The organism is Nocardia speluncae NBRC 108251 (assembly GCF_001613245.1).
GTDB lineage: Bacteria > Actinomycetota > Actinomycetes > Mycobacteriales > Mycobacteriaceae > Nocardia > Nocardia speluncae.
This window is the reverse complement of the sequence record NZ_BDBZ01000031.1, coordinates 1-10498: the sequence shown is the minus strand read 5'-3', so window position 1 is coordinate 10498 and position 10498 is coordinate 1. Positions and strand designations below refer to the sequence as shown.

The 10498-nt window shown below is 65.9% G+C and carries 10 protein-coding genes; 6 read left to right on the top strand and 4 right to left on the bottom strand.

All coding sequences use genetic code 11. The annotated features are described in order from the left end of the window. Positions 1 to 143: 143 nt before the first annotated feature. Both NS6_RS23360 and NS6_RS23355 read right to left on the bottom strand, forming a co-directional pair. On the bottom strand, positions 144 to 590 hold the full coding sequence (locus NS6_RS23360; protein WP_068045324.1) for a thioredoxin family protein: 447 nt from the start codon (positions 588 to 590) through the stop codon (positions 144 to 146). Next, positions 587 to 1396: an LmeA family phospholipid-binding protein gene (locus tag NS6_RS23355; protein ID WP_068045321.1), complete on the bottom strand. Its 810-nt coding sequence runs from the start codon at positions 1394 to 1396 to the stop codon at positions 587 to 589. The genes NS6_RS23360 and NS6_RS23355 overlap by 4 nt, the downstream gene beginning before the upstream one ends. Positions 1397 to 1580: 184 nt before the next feature. On the opposite strand from NS6_RS23355, the gene NS6_RS23350 reads away from it, so the two are divergent. The 6 genes from NS6_RS23350 to pstB all read left to right on the top strand — a co-directional run bounded on the left by NS6_RS23350 (position 1581) and on the right by pstB (position 7550). Then, on the top strand, positions 1581 to 2348 hold the full coding sequence (locus NS6_RS23350) for a winged helix-turn-helix transcriptional regulator (RefSeq protein WP_068045318.1): 768 nt from the start codon (positions 1581 to 1583) through the stop codon (positions 2346 to 2348). Then, positions 2345 to 3274, top strand: coding sequence for a mycothiol synthase (gene mshD / locus NS6_RS23345; protein ID WP_084471338.1), 930 nt, complete (start codon positions 2345 to 2347; stop codon positions 3272 to 3274). Before NS6_RS23350 ends, mshD begins: the two co-directional genes overlap by 4 nt. A gap of 406 nt (positions 3275 to 3680) precedes the next feature. Next, positions 3681 to 4790, top strand: a complete 1110-nt coding sequence (gene pstS / locus NS6_RS23340; RefSeq protein ID WP_068045315.1) for a phosphate ABC transporter substrate-binding protein PstS — start codon at positions 3681 to 3683, stop codon at positions 4788 to 4790. A gap of 88 nt (positions 4791 to 4878) precedes the next feature. Further along, on the top strand, positions 4879 to 5850 hold the full coding sequence (pstC, locus tag NS6_RS23335) for a phosphate ABC transporter permease subunit PstC (RefSeq protein ID WP_068045331.1): 972 nt from the start codon (positions 4879 to 4881) through the stop codon (positions 5848 to 5850). After that, on the top strand, positions 5850 to 6755 hold the full coding sequence (gene pstA / locus NS6_RS23330) for a phosphate ABC transporter permease PstA (RefSeq protein WP_174552623.1): 906 nt from the start codon (positions 5850 to 5852) through the stop codon (positions 6753 to 6755). Before pstC ends, pstA begins: the two co-directional genes overlap by 1 nt. 18 nt (positions 6756 to 6773) lie before the next feature. Beyond that, complete coding sequence (gene pstB, locus NS6_RS23325; RefSeq protein WP_068045312.1) at positions 6774 to 7550, top strand: phosphate ABC transporter ATP-binding protein PstB; 777 nt, start codon at positions 6774 to 6776, stop codon at positions 7548 to 7550. 301 nt (positions 7551 to 7851) lie between these two features. Here pstB and phoU read toward each other — a convergent pair whose 3' ends face one another. Next, positions 7852 to 8514 (bottom strand): phosphate signaling complex protein PhoU, encoded by a 663-nt coding sequence (gene phoU, locus NS6_RS23320; protein ID WP_068045310.1) that lies wholly within the window; start codon positions 8512 to 8514, stop codon positions 7852 to 7854. A gap of 81 nt (positions 8515 to 8595) precedes the next feature. Beyond that, positions 8596 to 10498, bottom strand: a 1903-nt coding sequence (locus tag NS6_RS23315) for an LCP family protein (protein WP_068045307.1), incomplete at its 5' end; no start/stop codon positions are given.

Here is a 10498-nt window from a genome sequence, read left to right as displayed (position 1 = left end):
AAAATTACAGCCCGCCCCTTCACGGACCGACTACCACCGGGTTGTCAGCCGCGCCCGGAGTCCGGGGCGCCGACCACACAGCGGAACAGTGAAGCAGAAGCCTCGATCAGGCCCCACCCTCGAGCCGCGGAGCGGCTCCAAAATTACAGCGCGGCCGTGAGCGGACTCAGTGCACTGCGTAGATCGCTCGTCTTGGGTACCCCGGAGATGCGGAACCGTTCCCGCCCCTCGGCGTCGAAGACGAAGGTGGTGGGTAGCGAGAGCACGTTCAACGCCCGGGCGAGCGCCGGATCCGCGTCGATATCGACCTCGATATCGCGCGGCGGCTGCGGGGAATCTGCCAGGTCAGCGGTGGCGTCGGCGACGACCCGGCGCACCGCGGCGCACGGCCCGCACCAATCGGCCGAGAAATGCAGTACTGCCGGCCCGCCCCCGGTGACCCCGGCGGACACCAGCAGTTCGTCGCGGGCGGCGGTATCGCGATCGAGGGTGATCGGAGCCGTCCGTACCGAGCCTTCGCGGTGGCGTAGGTAGAGCCCCACTGCCAGCCCGGCCAGCAGCATTACCACCAGTATGGTGATCTCGATCATGGTCGCCGCAATCTGTTCAGGTCGATCGTCACATCTTCGCCCCGGCCCTCTACCACGATATGGCCACCCAGCGCGGTGACCTCGATGGGCCGGATACCGAAGGGGAGTTCCTTCGTATCGATGGTACGGGTGAACATCGCCAGCACTGCCGGGATATCCGCCTCGTCGACCACCGGCTCCGACGGGACGGGGGAGAGTTCGTCGGAATACAGGCCGGTGGCCACTATCCGTACCTGGTCGCCGTCGAGCAGCAGATCCGCCGCCACACTGACCCGTTCCCCGGTGAAACTCGCGCCCTGCTGGCCGCTGGGGGCCTTCGGTAGCGTCCCGGTCAGCACCAGTGCGCCGGCGGTGGTCATTCCTGATCCGCCCGATCCGCCGGTCCCGTCGGATTTGTCCGCGGGGCGTGAATGCACTTCGAGGTCGGGGATGCCGAACAGTCGGCCGAGTTCGGTGGGGGCGACCCGCATCCGGACATCCACTCGATCCACCGGCAGGCTGCGGACCTGGCCGTCGACGAGGTCGCCGAACGGTAGCCGCATTCCCAGCAGGGTGGCTTCGAGCGCGATTTCGCCGGGTATATCGGCGCGGACACTGTCGGCGTTGATCTCGATATTGTCGTAACGGCCGCCGAGCGCCTGCCGCAGGAACGGGAACCCGTGGAATGTGACTTCCGGGTCGGCACTCAGTTCGGCGCCGACCCGTAGCGATCGGGAAACCCGGTATTCCGAATATGCGGCCGCGCCGAAATCGGCGACCACTGCCAGGCCGGCCAGGCACAGCAGTCCGATGATCAGCTTCCGCATGTCATGCACCCTAATGGACGCCCCGCGGCGCCTGCCCGGGGTCCGCCTTCCGGAGACGCTCCCGCGGCGCCGGAGGCGCTGCTATGGCCCAGCGCGCTAATCTTGTCGCCATCACTTGTGGATAAGCAACGTGGCGACGGCGACGAAGCTGGCTTTCGCGTAGCTACGAGATGGGAGGAGTGCCGTGGAGCTGCTCCTGCTGACTGCCGATCCGGACCCCGATTCGGTTCTGCCTTCGCTATCGCTGCTCGCACACAACGTGCGGCCCGCGCCGACCGAGGTGGCCTCGCTGCTAGAGGCGGGTACCGCCGATATCGCGCTGGTGGATGCGCGGACCGATCTGGCCGCCGCGCGCGGTTTGTGCCGGTTGCTCGGTAGTACGGGATCGTCGGTTCCGGTGGTGGCCGTGCTCACCGAGGGCGGTCTGGTCGCGGTGAACGCCGATTGGGGTCTCGACGATATTCTGCTGCCCGGTACCGGTCCGGCCGAGCTCGATGCGCGGTTGCGGTTGCTGGTCGGCCGGACCGGTGGGGCGGCGAGCCCGGAGAATGCCGGCAAGATAACTCTGGGGGAGCTGGTGATCGACGAGGGCACCTATACCGCGCGATTGCGCGGCCGCCCGCTCGATCTCACCTACAAAGAATTCGAGCTGTTGAAGTATCTCGCGCAGCATGCCGGCCGGGTTTTCACCCGAGCGCAGCTGTTGCAGGAGGTGTGGGGGTATGACTTCTTCGGTGGTACCCGCACGGTCGATGTGCATGTGCGGCGGTTGCGGGCGAAGCTGGGTAGCGAATACGAATCGCTGATCGGTACGGTCCGAAACGTGGGTTACAAGGCTGTGCGGCCGGCTCGGTCGCAGAACAAGGGTGATGCCGAATCCCGCGTCGGTAACGGCGGTCGCGAGGGCGCGGACGAGGATTCGATCGTCCCGGTGAACGGCACGATCCAATGAGTGCGGAAGCCGTGGCCGATTTCGAGTTGCGCTGGGTCGACGGTGCGGTCGGCGATGGTGGCGAGGTGAGTGCCCTGCTGGCCGCCGCCGCGGCGGCCGACGGTGTCGCACCGGTTTCCGAACAGGGGTTGCTCGCGCTGCGCGGCGATTCGCCGGTCCGGCATCTGCTTGCCCTGAGCAGCGGTGTGGTGGCCGGGTACGCGGGGCTCACCCCGGCGCACGATGAACATCCGGCCATGGCGGAAGCCGCCGTGGCACCCGCGCATCGCGGCCGGGGCATCGGCCGGGAATTGGTGGCCGCGGTACTCGCATCCGGCGGCAGTGGGGCACGGGTGTGGGCGCATGGGAAATTGCCTGCGGCGGAGGCGGTCGCGGCCCGGTTGGGGCTGGTCGCCGCGCGCGAACTGTGGCAGATGCGACGGCCGCTGGCAACGCCACAGCTACCGGATGTGGAGGTTCCGGCCGGTATCGTGGTGCGTCATTACGCCGGCCCGGCGGATGACGCGGAACTGCTGCGGGTCAACAACGCCGCCTTCGCTTGGCACCCTGAGCAGGGTGGATGGACTGCGTCCGAGTTGGCGCAACGCCGCGCCGAATCCTGGTTCGACCCGGCGGGTCTGTTCCTGGCCTTCGCCGCCGACGATCCCGGCCGGTTGCTCGGTTTCCACTGGACCAAGGTGCACCGCGACGAGAATCCACCCGCCGGCGAGGTCTATGTGGTGGGTATCGATCCCGCCGCGCAGGGTCGTGGGCTCGGCCGGTTGCTCACACTGATCGGCCTCCATTACCTGCGGGACGCGGGGCTGGGCGAGGTACTGCTGTACACAGAGGCCGACAACACCGCCGCCGTCCGGACCTACAGCCGTCTCGGTTTCGGCCCGGCGCATATCGATATCGCCTACACGGAACCGGACGGGTTCGGATAAAGCCGGGGGTGGCGCCCTGCGCCATTGCCGCGCCGGCCGCCAGGCCGCGGCCGGACTTCCGCCCCGTGTCGGGGAGGCGGTCGAATCCGGTGCCCGCGGCCGAGCCTCACGAAACGGCCGGCGGGTTGGGTCGTCGTCCGTCGGCCGCCGAATTCGGCCGTTCGGCGGCAGGCCGAGGGTCCGCTGAGTAACAGCGCGGCAAATATCACACATATCGGGCGCCGTTCCGCCGCCGGTGTTCATTTCCCGTTCACTCACCCTGGTCCGGCTGTCTACCGACGGGACCTAGGTTGATTCTGGGCGGTCGTGGGCCGCCTGGTGTGCAAGTTCTCGCGAACGGCCACACCATGAGGCCCGTCCGGGCCGGTGAGGGACCGGGCGAGCAGGAAGTATCCGGAGGACTGGAGTGAAGTTCAAGCGCAGCAGCGCCATCGTCGGCGTTCTCGCCGCCGCGATCCTGCCGTTGGCTGCCTGCGGCAGCGACGACAACACCGGCACAACCGGCGTCGAAGCCAACGCCGAGGTCGAGTGCGGTGGCACGGAAGCACTCAAGGCCAGCGGTTCGTCGGCGCAGAAGAACGCTGTCGAGCGTTTCACCGCAGCCTACGAAACCAACTGCGACGGCCAGACCCTGAACTACACCTCGAGCGGCTCGGGCGCGGGGGTGAAGGAATTCCTCGGCGGCCAGACCGATTTCGCCGGTTCCGACTCGCCGCTGAGCGAATCCAAGGGCGAGGTGGCGAAGGCCGCCGAGCGCTGCGCAGCACCGGCCTGGAACCTGCCGGCCGTGTTCGGCCCGATCGCCATCACCTACAACGTCGCCGGTGTCACCGATCTTGCGCTCGACGGCCCGACCATGGCCAAGATCTTCAACGGCACCGTCAAGACCTGGGACGCACCGGAGATCAAGGCGCTCAACCCGGACACGCAGCTGCCCGCCCAACCCATCAAGGTCATCTACCGGTCGGACGAGTCCGGCACCACGGACAATTTCCAGCTCTATCTCGATGCGGCTTCCGAAGGCGCCTGGGGTAAGGAAGCGGGCAAGGTCTTCAACGGCGGCGTCGGTGAAGGCGCCAAGGGCAACGAGGGCACTTCGGCCGCGGTGAAGTCGACCCCGAACTCGATCTCCTACAACGAGTGGTCCTTCGCCAAGGCGCAGAACCTCTCCCAGGTGCGGGTCATCACCTCCGCCGGTCCCGAACCCGTCGAACTGACCTCGGAGACCGCGGGCAAGGCGATCGACGGCGTGAAGATCAAGGGTGAGGGCAACGACCTGGTGCTCGACACCTCGTCGTTCTACAAACCCACCGAGGCCGGTTCCTACCCGATCATCCTGCCGACCTACGAGATCGTCTGCTCCCAGTACGCCGACGGTGAGGTCGCCGCCGCAGTCAAGGGATTCCTGACCTCGGCGGTCACCAACGGTCAGGAAGGTTTGGAAGACAACGGCTACGTACCGATCCCGGAGCAGTTCAAAACCAAGCTGACCACGGCGATAAACGCCATCTCCTGATAGTGCGAATATGACAGTCAACCCAGAGGTAGCCTCCGCGGGTTCGTCCACCGGGGCGGGCCTGCGCAAGGCCGGAGACACCGCATCCATGTCGAGCGAACCGAACAAACCGCCGTTACGCCCGCTGGGCGGCGGGCACGGCCGGCGGGCCGAACTGGTTTTCAAATCGCTGGCCGTAGCCGCCGCCGCCATCATCGTGGGATCGATCGCGTTGATCGCGTTGTTCCTGCTCATCCGCGCGGTGCCCTCGCTCGGGGCTGACCAGGTGAACTTCTTCACCAGCACGGAGTTCAACACCGGCGATGCGGACAACCTCCGCTTCGGTATCCGTGACCTGTTCATGGTGACGGTGTTGAGCTCCGCGTTCGCGCTCATCATCGCGGTGCCGATCGGCGTCGGTATCGCGCTGTTCCTTACTCGGTACGCACCGAAACAGCTGGCCCGCCCGTTCTCGATGCTGACCGATCTGCTGGCCGCGGTGCCCTCGATCGTGTACGGCCTGTGGGGCCTGCTGGTGCTGGCGCCCTACCTGAAACCGGTCCAGCATTTCCTCAACGACAACCTGGGCTGGTTCTTCCTCTTCGCCGATGGCAATGTCTCCATCGCCGGCGGCGGCACGATCTTCACCGCCGGAATCGTGCTGGCCGTGATGATCCTGCCGATCATCACGTCGGTCGCCCGGGAAGTGTTCGCGCTGACCCCACCCGCGCATATCGAAGCGGCACAGGCACTCGGCGCCACCAAATGGGAAGTCGTGCGAATGACTGTGCTGCCCTACGGGCGCAGCGGCGTCATCGCCGGCTCCATGCTCGGTCTGGGCCGGGCCCTCGGCGAGACGATCGCCGTGCTCCTCATCCTGAAAACATCGGCGGACGCCGGCGGCTGGTCGCTGTTCGACGGCGGTTTCACCTTCGCATCCAAGATCGCATCGGCCGCTGCCGAGTTCAGCGCGCCGCTACCGACCGGCGCCTACATCGCGGCGGGCTTCGTGCTCTTCGTACTGACATTCGTGGTCAATGCGCTGGCCCGGTTCGTGGCCGGCGGAAAGGTGAACGGCTGATGGCCACCATGACCAAATTCGATCAGCCGATCAAGGCACCGACTTTCCGCGACGTGAGCACCGCGCGGAAGATCAAGAACAACGTCGCCACCGGGCTGTTCACCCTGTGCTTCGTGATCGCACTCATCCCACTGGTCTGGGTGCTGGGCATGGTGGTCGCCAACGGTTTCGAGGCGATCCTTTCGCTGGACTGGTGGCAGAACTCGCAGAAGGGCATCCTGCCCGATCAGACCGGTGGCGGTGTCTACCACGCGATCTACGGCACCATCGTTCAATCTGCGGTGGCGGCCGTGATCGCGGTACCGCTGGGCATCATGGCCGCGATCTACCTGATCGAATACGGCACCGGCCGTTTCGCGAAGGTGACGACCTTCATGGTCGATATCCTGGCCGGTATCCCGTCGATCGTCGCCGCGCTGTTCGTCTTCGCCCTGTGGATCGCCACCCTGGGCTTCCCGCAGAGCTCATTCGCGGTGGCCCTGGCGCTGGTGCTGCTGATGCTTCCGGTGGTGGTGCGCAACACAGAGGAAATGCTCAAACTCGTCCCCGACGAACTGCGCGAAGCCTCCTACGCGCTCGGTATCCCGAAATGGAAGACGATCGTCAAGGTCGTCATCCCGACCGCCCTGCCGGGCATGATATCCGGCATCCTGCTCGCGCTGGCCCGCGTTATGGGGGAGACGGCGCCGGTGCTGGTGCTGGTCGGCTACAGCAAGTCGATCAATATGAATATCCTCGACGGCAATATGGCCTCGTTGCCGCTGCTGATCTACCAGGAACTGGCGAACGCGGAAGATGCGGGACGCCAGCGCGTGTGGGGTGCGGCGCTCACGCTCATCCTGCTGATCGCACTGCTCTACCTGGCGGCCGCGGGTGTCAACAAGTTCCTGATGCGGAACCGATAAGGCGGAAACGGAAAATAGATGGCCAAGCGCATCGATATCAAAGACCTGAACATCTACTACGGCAAGTTCCACGCCGTCGCGGATGTATCGCTGAACGTCTTGCCGCGCAGCGTGACCGCCTTCATCGGCCCCTCCGGATGCGGTAAATCCACCGTCCTGCGGTCGCTGAACCGGATGCACGAGGTGACCCCGAACGCCAGCGTATCGGGCGCCGTCATGCTCGACGGCGAGGACATCTACGGCTCCCAAGTGGACCCGGTGGGCGTGCGCCGCACCATCGGCATGGTGTTCCAGCGCCCGAACCCGTTCCCGACCATGTCCATCCGCGACAATGTGGTGGCCGGTCTCAAACTCCAGGGCGTGCGCAACAAGGCCGAACTGGACGAGGTCGCGGAACGCTCGCTGCGCGGTGCGAACCTGTGGAACGAGGTCAAGGACCGGCTCGACAAGCCTGGCGGCGGGCTGTCCGGCGGTCAGCAGCAGCGTTTGTGCATTGCCCGCGCCATCGCGGTGTCCCCGGACGTACTGCTGATGGACGAGCCCTGTTCGGCCCTGGACCCGATCTCCACCCTGGCGATCGAAGATCTGATCACCGAACTGAAGAAGGAATACACGATCGTAATCGTCACCCACAACATGCAGCAGGCGGCGCGGGTGAGCGACAAGACAGGTTTCTTCAATCTCGAGGCCCAGGGCAAACCGGGCCGGCTGGTGGAGATCGACGATACCGAGAAGATCTTCTCCAACCCCGGTGAAAAGGCCACCGAGGACTACATCTCCGGCCGTTTCGGCTGAAACCGGCGAAGAGGAGCACGCGGGAACGATTCCCGCGGTCGTGGTCGAACAGCGAGCGATACCGGCTCCGGTCGAAATCTACGCTGTCGACAACTGGCAATCCGTCGGCACGTAACCCGACTCCGATGATCGACCCCGCCTGATATCACGCGGGTTTCAGCGATCTCCGCAACGCCCGGAAATTCTGGGTGTTGCGGAGATCGTGGTTTTCTCACCCGCCGGTTGCCGCGGCGGATCAGCAGAAAAGCCTGTAGCCCGAGAAACTTCTCGGGCTACAGTGCATCGTTCGCGGGCAGGTGGCTCAGCTCTCGGTGTCGGTGTCCGGGGGGAGTTCGCCTGTTACCAGGAAGATGACCCGGCGGCCGATCTCCACCGCGTGATCGGCGAACCGCTCGTAGTAGCGGCCGAGCAGGGTGACATCGACAGCGGGCGCCACCCCGTACTTCCAATCCCGGTCCATGAGCAAGGTGAACAGGTGGCGATGCAGATCGTCCATCGCCTCGTCGTCCTGGTTGAGCTGCGCCGCGCGTTCGGGGTCGCGGGATTCCAGCACTTCCTTGGCGCCCTGCCCCATGCTGACCGCGATCCGGCCCATCTCGGCGAAGTACCCGTTCACCGCCTCGGGCAGGGCGTGGTTGGGATGCCGGCGACGGGCCACCTTGGCCACGTGCAGGGCGAGCGTACCCATCCGGTTGACGTCGTTGACGATCTGTATCGCACTGACCACCTGCCGGAGATCGCCTGCGACCGGGGCCTGTGTGGCGAGCAGCGCGAAGGACTTCTCCTCCGCGTCGGCGATCATCTCCGCGATCCGATCACCCTCGCCGATGACCTGCTCGGCCAGCGGCAGGTCGGCCTGGAGCAGAGCCTGCGTGGCGCGATCCATGGCCGAACCGGCAAGCCCTGCCATCTCGCCCAGCAGGTGGGCGAGATCGGCCATTCGCTCGTTGTAGATGACACGCATGAGACGAAGACTAGTTCGCCCCACTGTCCACGTCACCAACACAGGGTGAACAACCCGCTGGGCGGGTTGTTCACCCTGTCACTACACGGCGCAGGGATCGTCGCCGGCGTTCACATGTTCGAGGTCGCTGGGCAGTTCCACCGCCTCGGTGCTGGCGGGCGCCAGATCAGTGATGGGGCTGCCGACCAGGGCGGGTTCGTTCACGACCTGCTGGTAGTTCTCGCCCAGGACGAGTTCGACGATGCTGCCCAGGGACTCGTCGAGCTGCATGGTCGCCCCGGGAATCGCGCTCGCCACCGTGGCTGCCTCGGCCTCGTGACCAGGGGAGTAGCGGACCTTCGTCTCGGTGGCGTTTCCTTCGGTGTAGTTGCCGTAGTTGTAGATGTTGAAACCGACGTTGGCCATCTCGCTCGCGGTGGAACTCGCCAGGCCCGAGATTCCCGAGCCGTTGGATACCAGGAGCGACAGGGTGCTGGGATCCACCGCGGTGAGCGACGGGGGCACCGGAGCTTCCGAGGTCGGCGGCGGTGCCGGTGCGGTCTTCTCTCCGGGAAGGGGCTGATCGTCGCGGATTGCTTGGAAGATCCCTTGGATATCGGAGGTGCGGGGGATCTCGTTGCCGTAGGACGTGGTGCCCGCGGTCGGTACCGTCAGGAACGTCACTGCTCCCGACTCCAGATCCTGCAGCGATTTGCCCAGCATGAGCAGATCGTTGGGTTCGACCTGGTCGACAAAGGTCGCCTTGGAGAAGGCCTGGACGAATCCGTTCAATTTGCCGGGATCCAACAGCATCTTGCTCGACAGTGCGCCGCGCAACAGTGAGGCCAGGAACTTCTGCTGCCGGTTGATCCGGTCGTAGTCGCTGCGCTCTTCCCCGTAGATGTGCCGGGCCCGGACATAGTTGAGCGCGGTCTTTCCGTCGATCTTATGGCGTCCCGCCTCCGGGATGATCGTGCCGAGCATGCCGTCCTCGAGCGGTTTGCTCACGCACACCTCGACCCCGCCGACCTTGTCCACCATCTGTTCGAAGCCGGCGAAATCGATCCCGATGAAATGGTTGATCGTGCTGCCGGTCATCCGCTGGATAGTGGACAGCAGGCAGCGGGGACCACCCAGCGCATACACGGCGTTGAGCTTGTCGCCCATTGCCGAGGGGAACACATCTTCGGTGTAGCCGGGCTTCTGGTTATCCCAGCCACTGCATTCGGGCCGGGTGACGTCCAGGTCGCGGGGGAAGGACACGATCACCACCCGCTGCCGGTTTTTGGGTATGTGCACCAGCATCGTGGTGTCGGCGCGCGCGCCCTCGGCATCCTCCACGGTGCCGGCGCCGACCTCGGCGTTGTCGCCGGCGCGGGTATCGGTCCCGACGATCAGATAGTTCTCGTCACCGAGCTGAGCTTGCGCATCGATCACATCATCTTCGTTCTCGGCGAGCGCCGAAACCTGAGTGAAGCTGTTGCCGGTGGCGCGCAGATAGCTCCAGCCGCCACCGGTGATCAGCAGTGCCAGCACGGAGAGGAACGCGACTCCCACGCGGGCTGCCAGGCGTAGCCGCTTCTCGCGCCGAGACCGGGCCGCCGACCGTGGCTTGGGCTTGCCGACTGTTTCGGGTCCGGCCGGTCCCGAGGTGGGCCAGCCGCCGGTATCGGTTCGTCCGCCGGAACGTGTCGCGCCGTCCTCGTCGAGGGGTGACATCACATCGGTGGCATTGTCGTCGACGGCGACCGCGGCACCTTTACGACGGCGGCCGAGTGTGCTGCGTGATTGCCGGGAGGAATTCGGGGGCCCGCCGGCGTCGGATTGTGGGCCGCCGTGCTCCGGATCCGGTTGCTGGGACAGCGTGGTTGTGGGTTCGGGCTCCGCAGCCGGCGCGGGACGCCGGCTGTTCGGCGGCTGGTTGCGGGGAGCGTCCCGGGCAGGTTCGGGCGGCGGCGGGGGTACGGCCGCCCGGCCTTCCGTGGGCGGCCGGGCGGGGCCTCGA

Coding starts and splice junctions, on each gene's coding strand:
- phoU (WP_068045310.1), bottom strand. CDS start 8,514: ATGCGTGTCATCTACAACGAGCGAATGGCCGATCTCGCCCACCTGCTG.
- pstB (WP_068045312.1), top strand. CDS start 6,774: ATGGCCAAGCGCATCGATATCAAAGACCTGAACATCTACTACGGCAAG.
- NS6_RS23355 (WP_068045321.1), bottom strand. CDS start 1,396: ATGCGGAAGCTGATCATCGGACTGCTGTGCCTGGCCGGCCTGGCAGTG.
- mshD (WP_084471338.1), top strand. CDS start 2,345: ATGAGTGCGGAAGCCGTGGCCGATTTCGAGTTGCGCTGGGTCGACGGT.
- NS6_RS23360 (WP_068045324.1), bottom strand. CDS start 590: ATGATCGAGATCACCATACTGGTGGTAATGCTGCTGGCCGGGCTGGCA.
- pstC (WP_068045331.1), top strand. CDS start 4,879: ATGTCGAGCGAACCGAACAAACCGCCGTTACGCCCGCTGGGCGGCGGG.
- pstA (WP_174552623.1), top strand. CDS start 5,850: ATGGCCACCATGACCAAATTCGATCAGCCGATCAAGGCACCGACTTTC.